The 22,568-nt window shown below is 65.8% G+C and carries 17 protein-coding genes; 8 read left to right on the forward strand and 9 right to left on the reverse strand.

Going from position 1 to position 22,568, the window contains the following annotated elements:
* Nucleotides 1-109: 109 nt before the first annotated feature.
* From ACIPVK_RS05245 to ACIPVK_RS05255, 3 genes are all read left to right on the forward strand, one after another.
* A complete protein-coding gene (locus ACIPVK_RS05245) occupies nucleotides 110-1,090 on the forward strand; it encodes a PDR/VanB family oxidoreductase (RefSeq protein ID WP_407610906.1) in 981 nt (326 codons plus the stop codon).
* Nucleotides 1,091-1,107: 17 nt separating this feature from the next.
* The gene (locus tag ACIPVK_RS05250; RefSeq protein ID WP_407610907.1) at nucleotides 1,108-2,310 is read left to right on the forward strand and encodes a cytochrome P450; all 1,203 of its coding nucleotides are present in this window, start codon (nucleotides 1,108-1,110) and stop codon (nucleotides 2,308-2,310) included.
* 118 nt (nucleotides 2,311-2,428) lie between these two features.
* Nucleotides 2,429-3,790, forward strand: a complete 1,362-nt coding sequence (locus ACIPVK_RS05255) for an MFS transporter (RefSeq protein ID WP_407610908.1) — start codon at nucleotides 2,429-2,431, stop codon at nucleotides 3,788-3,790.
* A 599-nt stretch (nucleotides 3,791-4,389) separates the two neighbouring features.
* Here the strand turns inward: ACIPVK_RS05255 and ACIPVK_RS05260 are convergent.
* Complete coding sequence (locus ACIPVK_RS05260) at nucleotides 4,390-5,253, reverse strand: MBL fold metallo-hydrolase (protein ID WP_407610909.1); 864 nt, start codon at nucleotides 5,251-5,253, stop codon at nucleotides 4,390-4,392.
* A gap of 107 nt (nucleotides 5,254-5,360) precedes the next feature.
* On the reverse strand, nucleotides 5,361-6,740 hold the full coding sequence (locus ACIPVK_RS05265) for an aldehyde dehydrogenase family protein (RefSeq protein ID WP_407610910.1): 1,380 nt from the start codon (nucleotides 6,738-6,740) through the stop codon (nucleotides 5,361-5,363).
* A gap of 177 nt (nucleotides 6,741-6,917) precedes the next feature.
* On the opposite strand from ACIPVK_RS05265, the gene ACIPVK_RS05270 reads away from it, so the two are divergent.
* Nucleotides 6,918-7,718 carry an SDR family oxidoreductase gene (locus tag ACIPVK_RS05270; RefSeq protein ID WP_407610911.1) on the forward strand — a complete coding sequence of 267 codons (801 nt, stop codon included), beginning with the start codon at nucleotides 6,918-6,920 and terminating at the stop codon, nucleotides 7,716-7,718.
* A 452-nt stretch (nucleotides 7,719-8,170) separates the two neighbouring features.
* Here ACIPVK_RS05270 and ACIPVK_RS05275 read toward each other — a convergent pair whose 3' ends face one another.
* Entirely contained in the window at nucleotides 8,171-10,246 is a 2,076-nt protein-coding gene (locus ACIPVK_RS05275) for an ABC transporter ATP-binding protein (protein WP_407610912.1), read from the reverse strand.
* The gene (locus tag ACIPVK_RS05280; protein ID WP_407610913.1) at nucleotides 10,247-11,980 is read right to left on the reverse strand and encodes an ABC transporter ATP-binding protein; all 1,734 of its coding nucleotides are present in this window, start codon (nucleotides 11,978-11,980) and stop codon (nucleotides 10,247-10,249) included.
* 303 nt (nucleotides 11,981-12,283) lie between these two features.
* Here ACIPVK_RS05280 and bcp point away from each other — a divergent pair, with 303 nt between their 5' ends.
* Nucleotides 12,284-12,760, forward strand: coding sequence for a thioredoxin-dependent thiol peroxidase (gene bcp, locus ACIPVK_RS05285; protein WP_407610914.1), 477 nt, complete (start codon nucleotides 12,284-12,286; stop codon nucleotides 12,758-12,760).
* A 149-nt stretch (nucleotides 12,761-12,909) separates the two neighbouring features.
* Here the strand turns inward: bcp and ACIPVK_RS05290 are convergent, their stop codons facing one another.
* Entirely contained in the window at nucleotides 12,910-13,572 is a 663-nt protein-coding gene (locus ACIPVK_RS05290) for a GntR family transcriptional regulator (protein ID WP_407610915.1), read from the reverse strand.
* A gap of 116 nt (nucleotides 13,573-13,688) precedes the next feature.
* Here ACIPVK_RS05290 and ACIPVK_RS05295 point away from each other — a divergent pair, with 116 nt between their 5' ends.
* Complete coding sequence (locus ACIPVK_RS05295) at nucleotides 13,689-14,345, forward strand: flavin reductase family protein (RefSeq protein WP_407610916.1); 657 nt, start codon at nucleotides 13,689-13,691, stop codon at nucleotides 14,343-14,345.
* The gene (locus tag ACIPVK_RS05300; protein ID WP_407610917.1) at nucleotides 14,342-15,670 is read left to right on the forward strand and encodes an MFS transporter; all 1,329 of its coding nucleotides are present in this window, start codon (nucleotides 14,342-14,344) and stop codon (nucleotides 15,668-15,670) included. Before ACIPVK_RS05295 ends, ACIPVK_RS05300 begins: the two co-directional genes overlap by 4 nt.
* 396 nt (nucleotides 15,671-16,066) lie before the next feature.
* Here ACIPVK_RS05300 and ACIPVK_RS05305 read toward each other — a convergent pair whose 3' ends face one another.
* The 4 genes from ACIPVK_RS05305 to ACIPVK_RS05320 form a co-directional block, all read right to left on the reverse strand.
* Nucleotides 16,067-17,596, reverse strand: a complete 1,530-nt coding sequence (locus ACIPVK_RS05305; protein WP_407610918.1) for an amino acid permease — start codon at nucleotides 17,594-17,596, stop codon at nucleotides 16,067-16,069.
* Nucleotides 17,597-17,682: 86 nt separating this feature from the next.
* A complete protein-coding gene (locus ACIPVK_RS05310) occupies nucleotides 17,683-19,116 on the reverse strand; it encodes an aspartate ammonia-lyase (protein WP_407610919.1) in 1,434 nt (477 codons plus the stop codon).
* 102 nt (nucleotides 19,117-19,218) lie between these two features.
* Entirely contained in the window at nucleotides 19,219-20,184 is a 966-nt protein-coding gene (locus tag ACIPVK_RS05315; protein WP_407610920.1) for an asparaginase, read from the reverse strand.
* Nucleotides 20,181-20,888, reverse strand: a complete 708-nt coding sequence (locus ACIPVK_RS05320; protein ID WP_407610921.1) for a FadR/GntR family transcriptional regulator — start codon at nucleotides 20,886-20,888, stop codon at nucleotides 20,181-20,183. The genes ACIPVK_RS05315 and ACIPVK_RS05320 overlap by 4 nt, the downstream gene beginning before the upstream one ends.
* Before the next feature lie 435 nt (nucleotides 20,889-21,323).
* On the opposite strand from ACIPVK_RS05320, the gene ACIPVK_RS05325 reads away from it, so the two are divergent.
* Nucleotides 21,324-22,568, forward strand: coding sequence for an amidohydrolase (locus ACIPVK_RS05325; protein WP_407610922.1), 1,245 nt, complete (start codon nucleotides 21,324-21,326; stop codon nucleotides 22,566-22,568).

The following is a 22,568-nucleotide window of genomic DNA, read 5'->3' on the forward strand; positions in this document are numbered from 1 at the left end:
GGAAACCAACACGAATGTGTTCCAAGCAACATCTAATCTGGTGTCACGCTCCACCACCAGTGGCCGGGGCCATCCCCACCCCACATTCAGACGGAAGGAACGGCAGAGCATGACCATCACTGCCCCAATCCAGGCTCCCGCAATCATCGAGACGGTGATCGACGCAGTGGAGCACGTCGCCGACGGCGTCGCCTCACTGGTGCTGCGCAACCCCGCCGGCGAGGAGTTCCCCTCGTGGGAACCGGGTTCGCACATCGACGTGCACCTGGGCAATGGACTAATCCGCCAGTACTCCCTGTGCTCGCCCACCGATGACCTGTCCACCCTGCGCATCGGCGTGCTGCGCACCCCGGATTCGCGCGGCGGATCGGCCCATGTGCACGACGAGCTGAAAGTCGGCGGCCGCCTCGAGATTTCCGCGCCCCGCAACAACTTCCCGCTCATCGACTCACGCAAGTACATGTTCCTGGCCGGTGGCATCGGCATTACCCCGATCATCCCGATGCTCGAGGCCGCCACGGCGGCCGGACGCCAGTGGGTCCTCTACTACGGAGGCCGTTCACGCGAGACCATGGCCTTCGCGACGGCCCTGGAGCAAAAGTACGGCAGCGAGAAAGTGCGCATTGTCGCCGAGGACACCGAGGGTCGCCTGGACCTCCAGGAGATCCTCGGCATGCCCCGCGCGCACATGTTGGTCTACGCCTGCGGCCCAGGCGGAATGCTCGGTGCGATCGAGGACTTCTGCATGGGGTGGCCGCCCGGTGCCCTGCACACCGAACGCTTCGTGGCGAACGAGCTGGGGGCCGGCGCCAGCGCCGAGCCTTTCGAGGTGGAACTCACCCTGACCGGCACCACCGTGACCGTCGAAACCAACCAGAGCATCCTCGAAGCCGTCGAACAGGTGGGTGCACGCGTGCTTTCCAGCTGCCGCGCCGGCCTGTGCGGAACCTGCGAAACCCGCATCATCTCGGGCGAACCCGAGCACCGCGACGCGGCCCTGACCGAAGCCGACAAGGACGCCGGCGACGTGATGATGGTCTGCGTCTCCCGCGCCGCCGCAGGCTGCAGCCGCCTGGTCCTCGAACTCTGATCCCCCAAGGAGCAACCATGTCCACCACCTTGCACGAACCGGCGGTCTTCACCGAGGATCCCTTCGACCCGGCAGTCATCGCCGACCCGTATCCCTTCCTGGCCCGCTTGCGCGAGGCCGGAACCGTCAGCTACCTGGAAGCGACCGGAAGCTACGCGGTGGCCGGCTACGAGGAAGTCTACGAGGTCCTGACCGACTTCGAGACCTACTCCTCGGCCGGCGGCCTGGGCCCGCGCGACATCCGCAAGGACGAAGCCTGGCGCCCGCCGAGCATCCTGGAATCCGACCCGCCGATCCACACCGTGATGCGCCGCGCGCTGACCGGAGTGATCAACCCGGGCACGGTCCGTGCGCTGCGCGGTCCCTTCACTCCCCCGGCCGTCGAGCTGACCACGCACCTGGCCACCCTCCCGGGCTTCGACGCGATCACCGACTTGGCCGAGAAGTACCCGCTCCGTGTCTTCCCGGACGCCGTCGGCATCCCCGACGAGGGCCGTGAGCACTTGCTGCCCTACGGCAACATGGTCTTCAATGCCTTCGGCCCGGAAAACTACATCTTCAAGCAGGCCTTCGCCGAGGGCGACGCACATGCCGCGGCCGTGATGAAGAGCTGCCAACGCGAGTCCATGGACGAGACGGGCTTCGGAGCCCAGATTTGGGCCAAGGTCGCCGACGGGCTGATCACCGAGCAGCAGGCCACCTTGCTGGTGCGCGCGCTGCTCTCCGCCGGGGTGGACACCACCATCTTCGGCATCGGCAACACCCTCTCGGTGCTCGCCCGGAACCCCGAGGCCTGGGCCCAGCTGCGCAAGAACCCGTCCATGGCGAAGTTCGCCGTCGACGAGGCGCTGCGCCTGGAGTCGCCCTTCCAGAAGTTCCACCGCACCGTCTCGGTGGACACCGTGCTGGGCGGGGTCAAGCTGGAAGCCGGCACCAAGGTGCTGGTCTTCCTGGGAGCCGCGAACCGCGACCCGCGCAAGTGGGGCGCGAACGCCGATTCCTTCAGCCTGGACCGCTCGTCCTCGGGCCACGTGGCCTTCGGCATGGGCCTGCACCAGTGCGTGGGCCAGCCGATCGCCCGCCTGGAAATGGAAATCGTCCTCCAGCAACTGCTGGAGCGCGTGGAAACCATCGAACCGGCCGGAGCGCCGGTGCCGATCATCCACAACGTGCTGCGCGGCTTCGAGTCGCTGCCCGTCACCATCACCGCGGCCCGCTAACCCCGGAACCGCAAACCGCTCCCCGCTCGGGCCCGTCCCGGGCGGGGACTATTTCCCAAACCCAAAAACGGTCCACACCGAGCGGACCGCCCGCTTGTCACTACGAGGGGAAACTCCCATGGCTCAATCCACCGCAGCACCTCCCGCACCGCAGCCAGCAGCCAAGAACGACCCGGCCACATGGCCGGCCCGAAAGCGCACGGCCTACGGCTGGACGGTCACCGTCATGCTGCTGGTCCTGATGATGATCAGTTGGGCAGACAAGGCGATCCTGGGCATCGTCGCGGTCCCGCTGATGCGCGACCTGGGCATCACCCCGGCACAGTTCGGCCTGCTCGGCAGCGCCGTGTTCATGCTCTTCGGCGTCGCCCAGTTCGTCGCGGCCCCGATCGCCAACAAGGTCAAGGCCAAGTGGATCCTGCTGGCGCTGTGCCTGATCTGGTCGATTGCCCAAGTCCCGGTGTTCCTCTTCGCCTCGCTTCCTGCATTGTGGTTCAGCCGCCTGCTGCTCGGCGCAGGCGAGGGTCCGCTGGCCCCGATCACCATGCACGCGGTGTACAAGTGGTTCCCCGCGCGCCGCTCTGCAACCCCCGCAGCCCTGGCCTCTGCCGGCGTCACGCTGGGCATCGTGGCCTTCGCCCCGGTGATCGCCTGGGTGACCGCCGAGTTCGGCTGGAAGTCGACCTTCGTATTCCTGGGAATCATCGGCATCGTGTGGTCCGTTATGTGGCTGTTCGTGGGCAAAGAGGGCCCCTACACCTCCGTGCAGGCCGAGCACGCCATCGAAGGCACCACGGCAAAGGGCGACCCGGCCGCCGCGGCCGCCGCCGACCGCAAGATCAATTACCGGAAGTCGTTTGCCACTCCCACGTGGATCCTCTCGGTGCTTTGCTCCTTCCTCGGCTACTGGACCTTCACGGTTGCCATGACCTGGCTCCCGGCATACTTCGAAACCGTAGTCGGCACGACGACCCAGCAGGCAGGTTCACTGATCGCCCTTCCGGCCATCTGGGGCGCGATCGCCACCGTCGGACTCAGCTGGCTGACCCAGGTCTTGGGCAATCGCGGGCTTCCAACCCGCATCTCCCGCGGGCTGGTACTGGGCGGCGCGACCCTGTTTTCCGGGGCCATGGTGCTGCTCGGCACCCTGGCTGCCACCCAGGCCCTGGCGCTGGTGTGCTTCACGTTCGGGTTCGGCACCGCGCCTGCGCTGTTCGCCCTGACCTACCTGGTGGCCTCCGAAACCACCAGCATCGGCCAGCGCGGGGCCCTGCTGCAGATTTCCAACGCCGTGCTGACCGCCGGCGGACTCTTTGCCCCGATGGTGGTCGGCCTGCTCGTTGACACGGCCGCCACCCCGGCCATCGGTTATGAGAATTCTTTCCTGCTCACCGGCGGCATGCTGACGGTCATGGGTTTGCTCGCCTGCTTCGGCATCAACCAGCAGCGAGACCGCAAGCGCCTCGGCCTGGAGGTCTGACAACGCGGCAAAATAACCATTTACCGCCAAGAACGGGTGGTCCGCCATTGGGCGGGCCACCCGTTCTTGGTTGCGCCGAGGAATTGCGCGTTCAGGAAACATCTACACCCCGGGATGAATCGCAAAGAATTGGGTGTCCCCGCATCCGGCCGCGACGATGTCGGGGCGGAAACCCCGTGAACCCGTGACATTCGGTTTGCAGCGCTCGGCGTGAACCATGCCATGTCCCGTTGCCGGGCTTGGAAGGGCTACGCACGCCAGCCGTTGCATGGCGGCGGGTGCGGGTGGCGACGTTGGTTCAAACCCGCCGAGTCCAGACGCCAGCGAGTCGCTCCGCCCCAAGGCCTTCCTCTTCACCTCGAATCTTTCATACGGTCACCGGCGACGTCATTTCGGGCCCGCGGAGCGGCGGTTGCCTTGGCAGGCAACGGGGTCCGGTTCAACAACGGAACAATGCTCGGGGAACTGCCAAATCACATGGGCAGGAGCGAACCGACTTCTTCCACCTGGCTTCTGGATCTCTTGAAGGGGGGCCATACACAAAGACGGCCGGCAATGACCATCAAGTCATTGCCGGCCGTCAGGTCCGTGGTGGTTACCTAGAGTGTTGCCCGGGCCGGCTCCCGCACCACGTCAAAGCGCTGGCCACTGGTGGCCACCTCTACGGGGCCGGAGAACGTCGACTCGGCACGGGTGCGCCACTCGTCGGCCGACGCGACGCCGGCGAGGTGAGACAGGATCAGCCGTCCGGCACCACTGGCCGCGGCGATCCGGCCGGCACCTTCCGGCGAGGTGTGGGACTTGCGCTGGTGGTTCAGGAAGGCCTCGTCGAAGCCGCGGGCCGCGAAGAACTCGATATTGACGGCCTCATGGACCAGGATGTCGGTCCCGGATGCCAGGCGCACCAACGCCTGGCTTTCGGCGGTGTCGCCGGAGAAGGTGATCGATCCGGCCTCGGTGTCGAAGCGGAAGGCGAACGCCGGGTAGACAGGCGGGTGCTCCACCAACACCGCACTGACGGTGACCCGCTCATCCTTGTAGACCACGAACGGCTCATGGCCCGCTCCGGCGGCGATCCCCGGGATGGCGATTTCCTCGACATCCAGCATTCCCCGCATGTCGGGGCGCCCTTCGTCAGTGACTCGGATGTCCAGGTCATAGGAAAAAGCGCGCAGCGTGTGCTCGATCATGTCCCTCGTGCCGGACAGCTGAGCGCCGTTCGGGTGGAAGGTGTCTCGGCCCGGGCCGAGAAAACGGACGGAGGAGGTGAAGCCGTCCACCGGCTTGCCCCAGTTCCACATCAGGTAGGCCGGCAGCTCCCCGACGTGGTCGGAATGCAGGTGCGTGATGAAGGCGGCGGCCAGGTCCTTGCCGCGCAACCCCGCCTCGTGGGCGGCTCGGACGCAGCCCAGCCCGAAGTCCACCAAGTAGTGGCGACCGTCCACGACGACCGCGCTGGCCATCCCATTTTCCTTGCCGCGGATCGCGGGACCCGCGGCAGTGCCCAGTGTAATCAATTCCGTTGTCGCGATGTGGTGCATGCTCTTCCTTAGGTCTTCGGTCCGGCCGGCTAGGAGTGGTCGCGCAGGTTTATGGTGCGGGTCTCGAGGTATTCCTCCAGGCCCCAGCGGCCGCGCTCACGGCCCGTACCCGAGGTTTTCCAGCCGCCAAAGGGGGCATCGAGTTCGACCACGGTGTGCTGGTTGATCCACACGGTTCCGGACTCCAGCCCGAAAGCGATCTGGCGGGCACGGTCCAAATCCGGGGACCATACCGAGGCGCCGAGTCCGAAAGGCCCGGCGTTGACATGCTCGATGACGGTGTCCACATCGTCGTAAGCGATGACCGGCAGCGCGCTGCCGAACTGTTCCTCGTCCACTAGGCCCATGCCGGGCAACGCGTCGGCAATGACGGTGGGTTCCATGAAGTAGCCGGGCAACTCGCTGCCGAGGCCTCCGCCGGTGGCCACTCGGGCACCGGCGTCCACCGCCGCACCCACGAGCTCGCGCACGGTTTCGCGCTGGTTGGCGTTGTGCATCGGGCCCATGGTGGTTCTTGGATCGATCCCTCGGCCTACCACCAGCGAACGGGCCTCGGCGACAACGGCCTCGGTGAAGGACGAGGCGATTCCTCGCGGCACGTACACGCGTTTGACGGCCATGCAGACCTGGCCTGCATTGCGGAACGCGCTGCGCACAATGCCGCGGGCCGTCACCTCAAGGTCGGCGTCATCGAGCACCAGTGCGGCGTCGTTGCCGCCAAGTTCGAGGGTCACCCGCTTGACCGATGCCGAGGCGTTTGCGGCTACCGAGGTGCCCACCGCGGTGGAGCCGGTGAAGGAGATCTTGCGGATTTCGGGCAGCGTCGCCAGTGCCACGTTGACCGTGCGCCTGCTGCTGGTACGCACCTGCAGGACTCCGGCGGGCAACACTTGGTTCAGGACTTCGACCAGGGCGATGGTCGACAGCGGGGTGCTGGCCGACGGCTTGGAGATCACGGTGCATCCGGCGACCAGGGCCGGCGCCAGCTTGACGCAGAGCAGGGAGATCGGGAAGTTCCACGGCGTGATGGTTCCGACCAAGCCAACCGGGCGGTACTGAACCTCCAGCCGGCGACCCTCGCGTTCGGGCAGGGTCTCGGCCTCATCCCACGCCAGATCGCCGTAGTATTCGAAGAGGGAAGCGGCCACCAAGAATTCCGCCACGGCTTCGCCCAGGACCTTGCCCTGTTCCAGCGAGAGGATTCGCCCCAGACGATCCGCATCGGATCTGACCAGCCGGGCCGCCTCGCGCAGCGCTTGCCGGCGAGCCTCGCGGTCCGCGCCCCACGCGCGGGCTGCGCCCTTGGCTGCGTCGATGGCCCGCTGAACGTCGACCTCGGTGTGTTCCGGGGCTTGCCCTACGACTTCGAGGGTCGCGGGATCAAAGACATCATATGCCGGCGCAGCCATGGGGATCCTTCCAGATAATTATTTCGGTAGAGTCCAGCTTGCTCTCGATTGGTCACATGCCCGCCTTGTTTTCCATTGGATGAAAAAAGTGGCGGGTACCACCCTACGCTGGAGCACCATGGTGAGTAAGACATCGGGGCCTTTGGCTCCCCTCGCGATTCTAGGAGTAAACCCGTCATGACTTCATCGGCACTTCCACTCGCCATTACCGGCGTCGCTTCGGGCATCGGCGCGGCCACCGCGGCGCTGCTCTCGGCTCAGGGTTACCGGCTGATCGGCATCGACCGCACCGTCCCGACCGACTTTCCCGGTGAGTTCGTCCAGGCCGACCTGTCGACCCCGGCCGGAGTACAGCAGGCCGCCGACCGTGTCATCGAGCTGGCACCCAAAGGGCTACGCGGACTCGCCAACATCGCCGGCGTTCCCGGAACCGCTCCGGCCAAGACAGTGCTGGCCGTCAACGTCTTCGCGGTACGCGGGCTGACTCGCGCACTCGCACCGCACTTCGCCGAACAATCAGCGGTAGTCAACCTGGCCTCCTCCGTCGCCTTCCTGTGGCGTGCCGAGGCCTCCAAGTGCGCGCAATTGACCCTGGCCACAGACCAGGAAGCCGCGCTGTCCGCAGCGCTGGAGGACGCCGGAATCCTGGAAAACTCCTACCTATTCTCAAAGCAATGCGTACGCCTGCTGACTGAACAACTTTCCGCCGAGCTCCTACCGAAGCGCATCCGGGTCAACTCCGTGAGCCCCGGCCCGGTCGAAACCCCGATCCTTGAGGACTTCAAGAAGGACCACGGGCGCGACAAGGTTGATTCAGCAGCCGAACTGCTCGGACGCTTTGCCCGCCCCGAGGAAGTAGCCGGCGTGATTTCCTACCTGCTCTCGGAACAATCCGGCTGGGTCAATGGCACCGACATCCGCGTAGATGGCGGGCTCATGGCCTACCGGGGCAGCGCCGTCCTGACCGCAACCCAGTAACCTCGGCGAAAATATCGGCGGCGCGCGCCGAGTGCGAAAAATGCCGACCGGTGCCCAGCGCGCCGGTCGGCATTTTTGGTTTTTCATCCGCAGTTGCGGCTTTCGCGAGCCCGCCCATTCGGTCGGGCCGCCAAGGCGAGGGCAAGATTGCACTCTGCGATCATCTTGCCTGTTGCAACAGCACGGTGAAGTCGGAATATCAGCACGGCGCGGTTGGCGTCGGAAGACCGGGATCGGGTCCCGATGTCAACCATCTTTTACGCATCAAAAAACGCCACAAGCAGCCACACCGAGTGGATCGCCCCGGAAGCTCTCCAGCTCGCCCTCGCCGAGATCAATGAGGACACTAGTCAAAACGCTCCGAATGCCACCGGCGACCAGAGCGCCCCGAAGACAGCAGACCGTGGCGGTCTGTGTCTCCGGGGCCACCTACGCAGAGTCCGATGCCGCGGTCAGACCCGCGGGTCCAGCTCGGGAGCCCTCTCGTCGCCGGGCTCGATGCCCTCCAGCACCGGGGCGCCGCCGGTGGCGGGAACCGCCTCGAGGTCCTCGGCCGGTCCGGCGAACTGCGACTGGTAAAGCCGGTAGTACGCGCCGCGGGCCGCGAGCAGCACCTCGTGGTTGCCCTGCTCGACGATCTTGCCCTCTTCCATCACCAGGATGGTGTCGGCGTCGCGGATCGTGGAGAGGCGGTGCGCGATCACGAAGCTGGTGCGGTCGGTCCGCAACGCGGCCATGGCCTTTTGGACCAGCAACTCCGTGCGGGTGTCCACCGAGGAGGTCGCCTCGTCAAGGATCAGCAGCGACGGGTTGGCCACGAACGCGCGGGCGATGGTGATCAGCTGCTTCTCGCCGGCCGACACGTTGGTGCCCTCCTCGTCGATGACCGTCTCGTAGCCATCTGGCAGCGCACGGACGAACCTGTCGACGAAGGTGGCCTTGGCTGCCTCCATGACTTCCTCGTCCGTCGCTTCCAGGCGGCCGTAGCGGATGTTCTCCAGAATGGAGCCGCCGAAGAGCCAGGCGTCCTGGAGCACCATGCCGACCTTTGAACGCAGGTCCGCACGGCTGATCTGGGTCACGTCGACCCCGTCCAGGGTGATGCGCCCGGAGTTCAGCTCGTAGAAACGCATGACCAGGTTCACCAGCGTGGTCTTGCCCGCGCCGGTGGGTCCCACGATGGCCACGGTGTGCCCGGGGTGGGCCTCGAAGGACAGGTCTTCGATCAGCGGCTTGTCCTCGGAGTAGGAGAAGGTGACGTGCTCGAACTCGACGTGCCCGTCGGTGCGGGCCGGCAGGGACGCGGTGACCGTGTCCTCGTCCTGCTCGTCGGCATCCAACAGCTCGAAGGTGCGCTCCGCGGAGGCCACGCCGGACTGGAGCATGTTGGCCATGCCGGCCATCTGTCCCAGCGGCTGGGTGAACTCGCGGGAGTACTGGATGAAGGCGGTGGCGTCGCCCAGGGACATCTGCCCGGAGGCCACGCGCAGCCCGCCGACCACGGCGATGCCGACGTAGGCCAGGTAGGAGATGAAGTTCATGACCGGGAAGATCATGCCGGAGACGAACTGGGCGCCGAACGAGGCCTTGTAGAGCTCGTCGTTCTTCTCGTGGAAGCGGTCCAGCATGTCCTGCTCGCGCCCGAAGACCTTCATCAGGTCGTGGCCGGAGAAGGATTCCTCGATCTGCCCGTTCAGCGCGCCGGTGTTCTTCCACTGCGCGGTGAACAACCCCTGGGCGCGGGAGCCGATGACGCCGGCGGCGACCGCGGAGAGCGGCAGCGCGATCAGGGCAATGAGCGCCATCTGCCAGGAGATGATGAACATCATGATGATGATGCCGATGACCGTCAGCAGCGACTGCACCAGCTGGCTGATCGCCTGCTGCAGGGCGTTCTGGATGTTGTCCACGTCGTTGGTGACCCGTGAGAGCAGGTCCCCGCGCTGGCGGGTGTCGAAGTAGTTCAGCGGCAGTCGGTTGAGCTTGTGCTCCACGTCGCGGCGCAGGCCGTAGACGACCTTCATGACCAGCCGGTTCAGCAACCAGCCCGAGGCCCACATGAACAGGGACGCCACGAAGTACATGGAGAGCACGATCAGGATGTAGCGGCTCAGCAGCGGGAAGTCGATGCCCACGCCGGGGACAAGGTTCATCTTGGACATCATCTCGGCCAGGTCGTTCTGCCCGGAGGCCCGCAGGCCCTCGATGACCTGCTCGACCGGGACGTTGTCCGGCATCTGCCCGCCGATGGCGCCGGCGAAGATCACGTCCATGGCCCGGCCCAGGATCTTCGGCGCGATCACCGAAAGCACCACCCCGGCGGCGGCCAGGAGCAGGACCACTGCCATGCCGGCCTTCTGCGGGGCCAGCAGCCCCACCAGGCGCTTGGCCGAGGGCCAGAAGTGCTTGGCCTTGCGCACGGGCAGGGAGTCCCCGAACATATCCGAGGCCCCGGCCGTGTCGAACTCGTCGATCTCGTCGGTCGGTTCCACGAACGCTGTCGTTTCCTTCTTGGTACGTTTCGCCATTTAGGCCACCTCCTCCACTGCCAGCTGGCTTGTCACGATTTCCTGGTAGGTTTCCGAGGATTCCAGGAGTTCCTCGTGCGTTCCGCGGGCCACGATCTCGCCGTGGTCCAGGACCAGGATCTGGTCCGCCGCGGTGATCGTGGAGACGCGTTGGGCGACGATGATGACCGCCGCATCCTTGGTGGGTTCCTTCAGCGCGGCCCGCAGCTTGGCGTCGGTGGCCACGTCGAGGGCGGAGAAGGAGTCGTCGAAGAGGTAGATCTCGGGTTTCGCGGCCAAGGCCCGGGCGATGCACAGGCGCTGGCGCTGTCCGCCGGAGACGTTGGTGCCGCCCTGGGAGATCTTCCCCTCGAGGCCGTCCTCGCGGGCGGCAACGAAGGATTCGGCCTGGGCGGTGCGCAGTGCGTCCCACAGTTCCCCGTCGCTGGCGTGCTCCGCGCCGAAGCGGAGGTTTGAGGCCACCGTTCCGGAGAAGAGGTAGGGCCGCTGCGGGACCGTCGCCACCGCGGAGGAGATCTGCGCGCGGGTCAGCTCGGTGACCGGCGCCCCGCCCACCAGCACCTGGCCTTCCTTCGCGTCGTAGAGCCGCGGGATCAGGTTCAGCAGCGTGGACTTCCCCGAGCCGGTGGACCCCACGATGGCGGTGGTCTCGCCGCGGCGGGCGGTGAAGGAGATGTCGTTGAGCACCGGCACCTCGGCACCCGGGTAGCCGAAGGTGACGTTGCGGAACTCGATGGTTCCGGGGGCGTCCATCTCGGCGACGTGCTCGCGCTGGTCGGTCAGCGACGGGGTCAGGGTGGTGACCTCGTCGATGCGCTCGGCGCAGACGATGGCGCGGGGAATCATCATGGCCATGAAGGTTCCCATCATCACCGCGATGAGGATCTGCAGCAGGTACTGCAGGAAGGCGGTCAGAGCGCCGACCTGCATCGCGCCGGTCTCCACGCGGTGCCCGCCGAACCACAGTACCGAGGCGGTGGCGATGTGCAGGATCATGCCGATCAGCGGGAACATCAGGACAAAGAGGTTGCCGACCTTCACGCCCACTCGGGTGAGCTTGGCGTTGGCTTCCTCGAAGCGCTCGGTCTCATGCGGTTCGCGCACGAAGGCGCGCACCACCCGGATGCCGGTGATCTGCTCGCGCAGCACGCCATTGATCCCGTCGATGCGGTCCTGCATCTGGCGGAAGAGAGGCATCAGGAAGATGACCAGGACGCCCACGACGACCAGCAGCACGGGCACGGAGACCCAGACCAGCCAGGAGAGGCCCACGTCCTCGCGCAGCGCCATGATGATGCCGCCGATGCACATGATGGGTGCGGAGACCATGAAGTTCAGGCCCATCAGCACCAGCATCTGCACCTGCTGCACGTCGTTGGTGCCGCGGGTGATCAGGGTTGCGGCACCAAACTTGTTCACGTCCTGGGCGGAGAACCCGGTGACGGCGTCGAAGACGGAATGGCGCAGGTCGCGGCCGATGGCCATGGCCGTCTTGGCCCCGAAGTACACGGCGGCGATGGCCGTGAGCACCTGGACGAAGGCAACTGCCAGCATCACGCCGCCGGTGCGCCAGATGTAGTCGGTGTCCCCCTTGACCACGCCGGTGTCGATGATCCTGGCGTTGAGGCTGGGCAGGAACAACGTGGCGATTGTGGTGGCGAGCTGGAAGAACAGCACAGCGGCGATCCACCACTTGTAGGGTTTCGAATGTCTAAGTATGAGCTTTAAGAGCATCTGGGGGCGTCCTCATGATTTTCTAGCCCCACAAAGCCACCGGGATTCAGTGGCACTGGAAGGGCGGCAACGCAGCTATTTTCAGCCGGGCAGTGGCCACTCTACCCTCGATGCCCGACGGTTTGACCCTCCCTGAGACTGATTTTTCACGGGGGCATACATCGCAGGATGTAGGGCCAGGATGCGTGTGCGGACCATCATGCCTTGCAGCGCACGGTTTTTCCCGTTTCCCTGTCGCCGGCCACGCGAAGGCAATAGGCTGGAAAGATCATCACCAATTTGTGGGATCGAATGGAGTATTTCGTGACTTTGCTTTCAACACCTTTGGCCGTCGGCGAGCGCGCACCCAAGTTCACGCTGTCCGATGCGCACGGCAAGCCGATTGCCCTGGACGACTATGCAGGCAGGAACGTCGTCGTGTACTTCTATCCCGCGGCGGCAACCCCGGGCTGCACCACCGAGGCCTGCGATTTCCGGGACAACCTGAACTCGCTGCGCTCCGCCGGGTACGAGGTGCTTGGCATCTCCCCGGACCAGGGCGAAGCCCTTGCCTCGTTCATCCAGGCGGAGTCACTGAATTTCCCGCTGCTCTCGGACCCCGACTTCGCGGTGGCCACCGCCTACGGCTCGTATGGGGAAAAGGAAGCCAACGGCAAGAAGTTCAACGGGGTCCTGCGCAGCACCGTGGTGGTTGATCCGGACGGGAAGGTCGCTCTGGCGGAGTACAACGTTTCCGCCGCCGGGCACGTGGCCCGCCTGCGCGAGGAACTCGGCGCCTAGGCACCAACCGCCCGCATCAGAAGCCGGAAATCCGGCAGGCTCATGCTGCCAACATCGTCATGCGTTCGTGTCGGGCCGAGAGGCATTCGAGTTCCCGCCCCGTCAGGGCTTCGCCGCACCCATGGCAGGGAAGCGCCGCGAGAGCACGCTCAATAGCCGGAGGCCGACCGGCTACCGACCCGAGCTTTGCGCGTCGCAACGCCAAGCGCGAAATCAACCAGATAATCGTTCAGGCGAATCGACGCCGCCGCCGCCGCGTCGGCATCTCGAGCCACCATGTGCCGAAGCAGCGGCAGGTGCAGCTCCTTCCCGGCCCTGACTTCCTCCCCCGGGTTCAAGACATGGGCCAGCCAGAATCTCCTCGACAATCCCTGCAGGGGCGTCATGGTGTCGGCAAGATACTCGTTGTGCGAAGCTGCACATAAAAGCCTATGGGTCTCCCTGACGGCCGCGACGTACGGTTCGAGCTCTTCCATTTCGACCATTTCGTCGGCCAGCGCCCTGACGCCAGCCAATTCGGCAGCCGTGGCCCGCTCGCAGGCCAGGGACACCGCCAACGGCTCCACAGCCCTCCGCACTTCCAGCCGGCGCAGCTGGTCCTCGACGGAATTCGTCGGTATCTCGATCCCCCGCCCCGGACGGATCCGCACCAGACGATCCCGGTCCAAGCGCTGAACCGCCTCACGCAGTGGCGTCCTGCCGATCCCCAACTCCTCCACGAGACCGCTTTCCGTATGGAAATCCCCCGGGGACAGCCGTCCCGTCTCGATCATCTCCGCCAGCAGCACGTACGCGTCATCGGCTTTTGTCATAACACTTCCCTTCCCCTCTCAGGCTACACAATCAACGGAAATATACTCTTGATATATGGGGCGTATATGTCGTAATCTTACCAAACCATCGTGAAGCACCTCACACTGGAGGACCCTTGAAGTACCGCCCCGCAAGTGAATCAAGCCCGTTGCCATACTCACCGTTCAAAAGCTGCACCGTTCCCCGTCCCATCGGCTGGCTCTCAAGCGTGAGCTTCGACGGGGTGGAGAACATCGCTCCGTACAGCCAGTGGCAGAACCTTACATTCGACCCGCCCATGGTCATGTTCTCCGCCAACCAATACCCAGACGGGCGGCGGAAGGACACTGTCATCAACGCCGAAACCACCGGATGGTTCGTGTGGAACATGGCGACGTATCCGCTGCGCGAAGCGGTGAACAAGAGCGCGATGGCCCTCGGACCCAATGAGAGCGAATTCGACCACCTCGGACTGGCCCGCACATACGCCGACAATTACCCCGTGCCGATGGTTCAAGACAGCCCTGTGAAGTTCGAATGCAAATATCATTCGACCCACCGGGTTCCAGGCAACTCGGCGGTCGGGACGGTCGACATCGTCTTTGCCACCGTCGAGATGGTCCACATCGACGACCAAGTCATTACCGTCGACGGACGCCTCGATATCCGGAAAATCGAGCCGATCGCTCGTCTGGGATACTTCGACTACACCGTGGTACGCGAGACCTTCGAGATGCGCGTTCCCGGTGCCGATCAGGATGCGCAATTTGGGCTGGAAGGACGAGCGGCATGAACGAGACACGTGCGGTCCAACAGCAGCAGACTGCATCAGCCCCATCCGCCCGGCGGATCACGGATCTGATTGCGGTCAACTTCGGCAACTCGCTCGAGTGGTACGACTGGACCATCTATTCCATTTTTGCCCCCTACTTCGCCGTGCAGTTTTTCAAGCCGGAGAATGCGGCCTCGGCACTCTTGGCCACACTGGCCGTTTTTGCCGTCGGGTTCATCACGCGCCCACTTGGCGGTTTCCTATTCGGCGCCTATGCCGACCGCGTAGGTAGGCGTAAGAGCCTGACGCTTGCAATGTTGATCACTGCCGCAGGAAGCCTCGTCATTGCATTCGCTCCCACCTATGGCACCATCGGAATCGCCGCCTCGGTGGTGTTGCTTCTCGTTCGCCTCGTTCAGGGACTGGCACACGGCGGGGAGATGGGGACCTCCGTCACCTACCTTGTGGAGCGCGCACCGCACGGCAGAAGGGCCTTCTTCGGCAGCACGTCCTGGTTCAGCGTCGTGCTCGGCACCATCCTTGCCACGCTGACCGGACTGATCCTGACGGCCAATCTGTCCGAGACCGACGTCCGCGAGTGGGGTTGGCGCATCGCCTTCGGCATCGGTGGCGTGTTGGGCCTGTATGCCCTGTACCTTCGCCGCCGGCTGACTGAAACCGACGCCTTTGAGGAAACCTCGAAGACTGCCGAACCAGATGCCGGAGAAACCGTCGCAGCATCGCGCAAGCAAGGACTACTGCACCACTGGAAAGCAATCCTCGTGGTTTTCGGCCTTTCGGCCGGTGGTTCGATCATGTTTTACACCTGGCTCATTTTCATGCCCACCTACGCGCAACTCCACCATGGCCAGGACGCATCCAGCACGCTCACGGCGAGCCTGATCGCCCAGGTCTATTTCCTCGGCGCCGTCCTCCTTGCGGGATGGCTCGGTGACCGCATTGGGCGCAAACCCATGGTCATTGCCTTCGGCATCGGGTCCGTTCTCCTGACCATTCCGATTCACAGTCTTGTGGACGGAAGCTTTGCCGGATTGTTGACGGCTTTGCTGGCAGCCCTGACGGTGATGGCACTGCTCTTCGGTGTCAACGGCGCGGTATGGGCTGAAGTCTTCCCCACCAGGGTTCGTGCAGCAGGCGTCGCCGGACCACTGTCCCTGGCCACGGCCATCTTCGGCGGAACCGCCCCCTACATCAACGCCGCCCTCACTCAGAGCGGCCACGCTGATTGGTTCCTTTTCCACCTGATCGCCGTTGCAGCCATAACTCTCGCGACCGGAATACTCATGAGGGAAACGAAGGACAGCAACCTGATACGGGAAACCTAGCGAGCGACAGTTCGGCTGCCCTCCCCTTCGTTTCGTAGTACTTCGTCCACCCACGACTGTCCTGCTGTACATCAGCAGGCCCCATACCGCGGCCCGGTCCCTGAATACCCCCAAATCCAGGAGCTGGGCCGCTTCGGTGCCCGACGGTCGCGCAACCTTTTTTCAGGCGAGTCTCGCCCGTGCTGCGCTCCATCGCCGAATCGCCGGTCACCCCGGCGTTTTCGTTTCCTGAGGTGTCCCAGTGGGTCATTTCCGAACCAGGAATCACCTTTCCAACGCTCAATGAAACGCTCAATGACTTGCACGGTGGTGAACTCCGGCATTACCCGGGAACGACTGCACCCCGCAAGCTGTGCTTGCGGGGTGCAGTCCATGTGCAGCGGATAGACGTCAGGGTCAGTCCAGCGGGCCTGTTCCGGTGCTCGAGAATTCGTGGCGGCCTGCCTCATCGGAAAGCGCGTCGGCGTTCGCCCGCGCCGCGGCGATGTCCCGGATGCGGCCGCGCGAGGCGTACCAGCCGATCATCAGGGCCGGGATGATGACGATGATCGAGGCCACGGTCCAGGTGCCCACCGGGGAGTCGAAGGCCATCAGCACGATGACCGCGAGCAGGAAGGCCAGGGTCAGGTACCCGGTGTAGGGCGCCCCGATCATCCGGAACGCCGGACGCACCGCGTCCCCGCGCTTGGCCAGGCGGTAGAGCGCCAGCTGGCAGAGCACGATCATCGCCCAGGAGGCGATGATGCCCAACGCCGCCATGTTCAGCACGATCTCGAAGGCCTCGGCCGGGACCACCGCATTGAGCACCACGCCCAGGCCGGCAACCACCGCTGTCAGCGCGATGCCGCCGTAGGGCACGCCGCGGCTGTTCAGCTTCGCGGCGAAGCGCGGCGCGGATCCGGCCAGCGCCATCGAGCGCAGGATGCGCCCGGTGGAGTACAGGCCGGCGTTCAGCGAGGACATTGCCGCGGTGAGGACCACCAGGTTCATGATCGAGTCCATGCCGGAGACCCCGATGGTCCCGAAGAACGTCACGAACGGGGACTCGCCGGCCTTGTACGCGGAGTAGGGCAGCAGCAGCGAAAGCAGCACCAGCGAGCCGACGTAGAAGACGGCGATGCGGATGATCACGGTGTTGATGGCCTTGGGCATGACCTTCTCGGGGTTCTGCGTCTCCCCCGCCGCGGTGCCGATCAGCTCGATCGAGGCGTAGGCGAACACCACGCCCTGCATCACCACGACCACCGGCAGCAGGCCGTTGGGGAAGAACCCGCCGTTGCCGGCGATCAGGGAGAATCCGACCTCGTGCCCGTCGACCGGCGTGCCGAAGATGACGAAGTAGGTGCCCACGGCCAGGAATCCGACCAACGCGACGACCTTGATCAGCGCGAACCAGAACTCGAGTTCGCCGAAGACCTTCACCGAGACCAGGTTCAGCCCGAGCACCACCAGCAGCGCGGCAAGCGCCCACACCCACTGCGGGACCGAACCGATCCACGGCACGTACTTGGCGAAGAAGTTCATGTACAGCGCGATCGCGGTGATGTCCACGATGGCGGTCATGGCCCAGTTGAGCCAGTACAGCCAGCCGGTGACGAACGCGGCCTTCTCGCCGAAGAACTCACGGGCATAGGAGACGAAGGAACCCGAGGACGGACGGTGGACCACCAGCTCCCCGAGTGCGCGCAGGATCAGGAACGCGAAGAACCCGCAGATGGCGTAACTGAACATCAGGGCCGGGCCGGCGCCTGCCAGCCGTCCGCCGGCGCCCATGAACAGCCCGGTGCCGATGGCACCGCCAATGGCAATCATCTGGATCTGGCGGGATTTCAGGCCCTTGTGCATCCCCTTGTCCTCGGCGGTCAGTGCCGAGTTGGGGGTGTCGGGTCGGTGCGTGGTGCGGGTTTCTGGGATTTCACTGGTCATGCGCAGGTGCCTCTCGGGGAGTGTCTGGGGCTTGCTCAAGGGTGGAACGGGGTGAAACGGGCTGGAACGGGGTGAATCGGTCGGTTCTATTCGCTGAGGTTGGCCAGGAGTTCGGGACGCAGCAGCTCGTTGAGCTGCTCGGCGGTGAGCAGCCCGTGCTCCAGGACCAGCTCGGCCACGCCGCGCCCGGTGGACAGCGCCTCCAGGGCGATCTGGGTCGAGGCGGCGTAGCCCAAATGAGTGGTCAGCGCGGTGACCAGGCCGATGGAATTTTCGACCTGAGCGCGCAGCTTGTCCTCGTGGGCGGTGATGCCCACGATGCACTTGTCGGCCAGCGTGATGCAGGCGGCCTCGAGGTGGCGCATCGACTTGGTCAGGCTGTGCACGATGATCGGCTCGAACGCGTTGAGCTGCAGCTGCCCGGACTCGGCGGCCATCGTGATGGTCACGTCGTTGCCGATGACCTCGTAGGCGACCTGGTTCACGACCTCGGGGATGACCGGGTTGACCTTGCCGGGCATGATCGAGGACCCGGACTGCACGGCCGGCAGGTCGATCTCGCCCAGTCCGGCGCGCGGGCCCGAGGAGAGCAGGCGCAGGTCGTTGCAGACCTTGGAAAGCTTGACGGCGACGCGCTTGAGCACCCCGGAGAGGTGCACGAAGGCGCCGACGTCGGCGGTGGCCTCGATCAGGTCGAAGGCCGTCTCCAGCTTTAGCCCGGAGATCGCTGCCAGGTGCGTGCAGGCCAGCGCGGAGTAGCCGGCCGGCGCGTTGAGCTCGGTGCCGATCGCGGTGGCGCCGAGGTTGATTTCGTGGATGAGCAGGGTGGACTCGGCCAACCGGGCGCGGTCCTCGCCCAGGGTCACGGCGTAGGCGTTGAATTCCTGGCCCAGGGTCATCGGGACGGCGTCCTGCAGCTGGGTGCGGCCCATCTTGACCACGGTGCGGAATTCCACGGCCTTGGCCGCGAACGCCGCGCCGAGGTGCTCCATCGCTCCGACCAGCGAGGTTGCGGCGAAGATCGTGGCCGCGCGCACCGCGGTGGGGTACACGTCGTTGGTGGACTGGCTGAGGTTCACGTGGTCGTTGGGGTGCAGGTACCGGTACTCGCCCTTGGCGTGGCCCATGATCTCCAGCGCCCGGTTGGCGATGACCTCGTTGGCGTTCATGTTCGAGGAGGTCCCGGCGCCGCCCTGGATGACGTCGACCACGAACTGGTCGTGGAACTTGCCGGATATGATTTCCCGGCAGGCCTCGATGATGGCGCTGGCGCGGGTTGCATCGAGCAGGCCCAGTTCCCGGTTGGCCTGCGCGGCTGCCTGCTTGACCATGGCCAGGGCCGTGACCAGGTGCGTGTTGGTGGACAGCGGCTGGCCGGTGATGGGGAAGTTCTCCACGGCGCGCAGCGTGTGCACGCCCCAATATGCCTCGGCGGGAATGTCGCGATCGCCAATCAGGTCGTGTTCGCTGCGGACCGCGCGGGGTGCGGCAACCTGCAAGGTGGCGGTGGATTCGGACATGGCTCTCCTAGGGGTGGCGGTGAGGTGTGGGTGCATGGGGGTGGAAGTTTTTGGGCGCGATCAAGCGCCGGCGGGGATGCGGTGAAGCGGGTGAAGCGGTTGCTACGGGAAGGGCAGTCCGGCCAGGGTGCCGACGAGGTTTCCGCCGCCAAGCACGGGCAGGTTGTTGAACGGTGCCAGGCTCGCCGGGTCCACGCCCAGGGCCAGCAGGGCCGGGACTGCGGCGGGCATCCGCGCCCGGTCGCCTCCGTCGGAGACCTTCAGCGCCACGGCGGAGCCGTCGGGCAGGGCAATGAGCTGGATTCCCTCGAAACCGTCCTTCGCCAGCAAGCCGGGCACCGCTGACATCAGCGCGGTGACGTCTCGCCCGACACCGGCAACCATCGCGGGGTACGCGCGCATCGCGGCCGCGACCTCGTGCTCGGCGGTGCCCGCGGGGGCGGTGACGAGTTTCCCGAAGGCCCTGGCCATGCCGGCCAGGGAGAGGGCGAAGACCTCGGTGCCGCAGCCGTCGGTGCTCGCCACGGTGGTGGGTTCGCCGGTGAGATCCGCGACGACCTCGCGGATGAGGGTGGGCAGCGGATGGTCGTGGCGCAGGTAGGTCTCGGTGTCCCAGCCGTTGAGCAGGCAGGTGGCGAGCATGGCGGCGTGCTTGCCCGAACAGTTTTGGGCCAGTTGGGTGGGCCCGTTGCCTGCCGCGATCCATTCCAGGCGCTCGGCGACGCCGTAGGGCAGGTCGGTGGAGTTGCGCAGTGCCGCGGGTTCCAGCCCGGCCTCGGCGAGGATCTTCGCGGCCAGGTCCCGGTGGTCGGCGGAGCCCGAATGGCTGGCGGAGGCCAGGGCCAGCTGCTCGGCGGAGAGTTGCAGTCCGGCGCGCACCATGGCCACCGCCATCAGTGGCTTCAGTGCCGAGCGCGGGTACACCGGTGCCGTCGGCTCCCCGCGGGTCAGCACGGTCGTGCCCTCTGCATCCAGGGCGACGAGGGAACCGTAGTGGACGCTTTCAACCAGGTCGCCGCGGGTTTGCACGGCCAACGGGGCGTGGGCAGGGAAGGTGGGAATGCTCATGCGGTTTCTGCTCCGAGGATCTTGGTCAGTGCTTCGTCGACCGCGGCCAGGTGCCCGGCCATCGCCTTGCCCGCCGCGGTGCTGTCGCCGGCCACGATGGCCGCGAGGATTTCGCGGTGCTCGGCGTGCGAGGGGTGCTGGCGGCCGGTGATGAGGTTGATGGTTTCGGACTGGTTGACCATGGCATCGCGGATGTCGTTGACGACCCGCTCGAAGACCCCGTTGCCGCTGGCGCGGGCAATCGTGGCATGGAAGCTGGCGTCGAGGGCCACCCACATCTCAGGATCGTCCTCGTCTTCCATGGCCTCGATGATGCCGCGCAGCTCCTCGAGCTGCTCGGCGGTGGCGCGGGCGGCCGCGAGTTCGGCCGCGGGAATCTCGATGTGCGGGCGCGCTTCCATGAGGCTGCGCGCGGAGAACGTGCCCAGCACCAGGTCGCCGCCGGTCTTGCCCGCGATCACGAAGGTTCCCTTGCCGGTGTGCGTCTCGGTGAGTCCGAGGGCGGCGCAGGAGCGCAGGGCTTCCCGGACGACCGAGCGGCTGACCGCGAATTTTGCGGCAAGCACCGATTCGGAGCTCAGCTTGTGCCCCACGGGCAGCTCCCCGGACTCGATGGCGTCCCGGATTGCCTTGAAAACGGCCTCGGCCGCGCTCACCCGTACGATGGGCTGCGGTCCGGCCGTCCGGCTGTCTGACAGGTTCATATGTTGAACTATGTCACGCCTCACAAAACGCTGTCAAGGCGCCGATCGGGCGCCCCTCAGCAGGCCCGCTCGAGCAGGTTCGCACCCCGGTCGCTAAGGCTCGCGTCAGCCGTGGGTATTGATTCGCGGTCGGTCGCGACAAGCGCATCCGCGCCCGGGATGCCGCGAAAACCGCGGGCGCTGCGGCGGCGAGACCGGCGAGCCGCCCGCCGCACCTGCCACAATCCGGGGCCGGGGACCCCCCGGCAATGACAGGTGTGGACCCAGGGTTCCCTGCGCGTCAGTTCGTCGCGCGAACGGCGGACCCTGCACAAGGAAACCTGTGGTGACATGGACAATGCCGCACCCACGGGTCTACCTTGAACGTGTGGATCCGCAGCGATGGGAACGGCATCCGGCAGTGCCCGTGCGCGGCCAGTACCGAAAGGCGTGCCCGTGACAGAGAAGGCAGTTTTCAGCTCCCTTGCCGACCAGTTGGAATGGCAGCGCGAGCTCTATAGGCATTTCCACCGCAACCCGGAACTCGGCCTGCAGGAGCACCAGACCTCCGCACGCATCGAGAGCGAACTCGCCGCCCTGGGGTACGAGGTCCAGCGCATCGGCGGCACCGGGGTGGTGGGCGTGCTGGCCAACGGCGAGGGGCCCGTGGTCCTGGCCCGCGCCGACATCGACGCCCTCCCGGTCACCGAGGACACCGGACTGGAGTATGCCTCCACCGTGGACGGTGTCATGCACGCCTGTGGCCACGATATGCACATGGCCACCCTGCTGGGTGCCGCGAAGGTGCTGGCCGACCATCGGGACGCCTGGTCCGGCACGCACATCGCGCTCTTCCAGCCGGCCGAGGAAACCGCAGCGGGCGCCAGGGCGATGGTGGCCGACGGCCTGGTGGACAAGCTGCCGCGCCCGGACGTCGCGTTTGCCCAGCACGTCATGCCGACGGAAGCCGGCCTCGTCGGCACCACCGCCGGACCGATCCTCTCCGCGGGGGACTGCTTGTTGATCACCGTCCACGGCCGCGGCGCCCACGGGTCGATGCCGCACAATTCGGTGGACCCGGTGGTGCTCGCGGCCTCGATCGTGCTGAAGCTGCAGACCATCGTGTCGCGCGAAACCACGCCCGGACAGTTTGCGGTGGTCACCGTCGGATCCTCCAACGCAGGGACGGCGGCCAACATCATCCCGGCCAAGGCCGAGCTTCGCTTGAACATCCGCACCTACGACCTCGCGCTGCGCAAGCACATCATGGCATCCATCGAACGGATCGTGCGAGGGGAATGCGCCGCAGCCGGATCGCCGAAGGACCCCGAGTTCGAGTACTACGACCAGTTCCCGCTCACCAGCAACGATGCGGAGGTCAACGAGCGGGTGACGGCGGCCTTCACCGACCACTTCCCCGAAGGGCAGGTCTACCAGGCCACCCCGGCGACCGCCTCGGAAGACTTCAGCGCCATCCCCGACGCCTTCGGCATCCCGTACACGTATTGGACCGTTGGCTGCGTCCCGGCCGACACCTACCGCAAGGCCGTGGCCAACGGCACCGTGTCGGCCGACATCCCGGCCAACCACTCCCCGTTCTTCGCGCCGGCCATCGACCCGACACTGGAGACCGCCACCCGCACCCAGGTCGTTGCCGCCTTGGCATACCTGGGCACCCCGCAACAAAATCAGGAAGGCTAG

Origin of the sequence: Paeniglutamicibacter sp. MACA_103 (genome assembly GCF_045798555.1) — a bacterium.
In the GTDB taxonomy this organism is placed as follows: Bacteria; Actinomycetota; Actinomycetes; order Actinomycetales; family Micrococcaceae; genus Paeniglutamicibacter.

Bases quoted from the DNA above. Each gene is read 5' to 3' on its own strand.
- ACIPVK_RS05270 (WP_407610911.1), top strand. From the start codon at position 6,918: ATGACTTCATCGGCACTTCCACTCGCCATTACCGGCGTCGCTTCGGGC.
- ACIPVK_RS05300 (WP_407610917.1), top strand. From the start codon at position 14,342: ATGAACGAGACACGTGCGGTCCAACAGCAGCAGACTGCATCAGCCCCA.
- ACIPVK_RS05280 (WP_407610913.1), bottom strand. From the start codon at position 11,980: ATGCTCTTAAAGCTCATACTTAGACATTCGAAACCCTACAAGTGGTGG.
- ACIPVK_RS05245 (WP_407610906.1), top strand. From the start codon at position 110: ATGACCATCACTGCCCCAATCCAGGCTCCCGCAATCATCGAGACGGTG.
- ACIPVK_RS05310 (WP_407610919.1), bottom strand. From the start codon at position 19,116: ATGTCCGAATCCACCGCCACCTTGCAGGTTGCCGCACCCCGCGCGGTC.
- ACIPVK_RS05250 (WP_407610907.1), top strand. From the start codon at position 1,108: ATGTCCACCACCTTGCACGAACCGGCGGTCTTCACCGAGGATCCCTTC.
- ACIPVK_RS05290 (WP_407610915.1), bottom strand. From the start codon at position 13,572: ATGACAAAAGCCGATGACGCGTACGTGCTGCTGGCGGAGATGATCGAG.
- ACIPVK_RS05265 (WP_407610910.1), bottom strand. From the start codon at position 6,740: ATGGCTGCGCCGGCATATGATGTCTTTGATCCCGCGACCCTCGAAGTC.
- ACIPVK_RS05320 (WP_407610921.1), bottom strand. From the start codon at position 20,888: ATGAACCTGTCAGACAGCCGGACGGCCGGACCGCAGCCCATCGTACGG.
- ACIPVK_RS05255 (WP_407610908.1), top strand. From the start codon at position 2,429: ATGGCTCAATCCACCGCAGCACCTCCCGCACCGCAGCCAGCAGCCAAG.
- ACIPVK_RS05260 (WP_407610909.1), bottom strand. From the start codon at position 5,253: ATGGCCAGCGCGGTCGTCGTGGACGGTCGCCACTACTTGGTGGACTTC.
- ACIPVK_RS05315 (WP_407610920.1), bottom strand. From the start codon at position 20,184: ATGAGCATTCCCACCTTCCCTGCCCACGCCCCGTTGGCCGTGCAAACC.
- ACIPVK_RS05305 (WP_407610918.1), bottom strand. From the start codon at position 17,596: ATGACCAGTGAAATCCCAGAAACCCGCACCACGCACCGACCCGACACC.
- ACIPVK_RS05275 (WP_407610912.1), bottom strand. From the start codon at position 10,246: ATGGCGAAACGTACCAAGAAGGAAACGACAGCGTTCGTGGAACCGACC.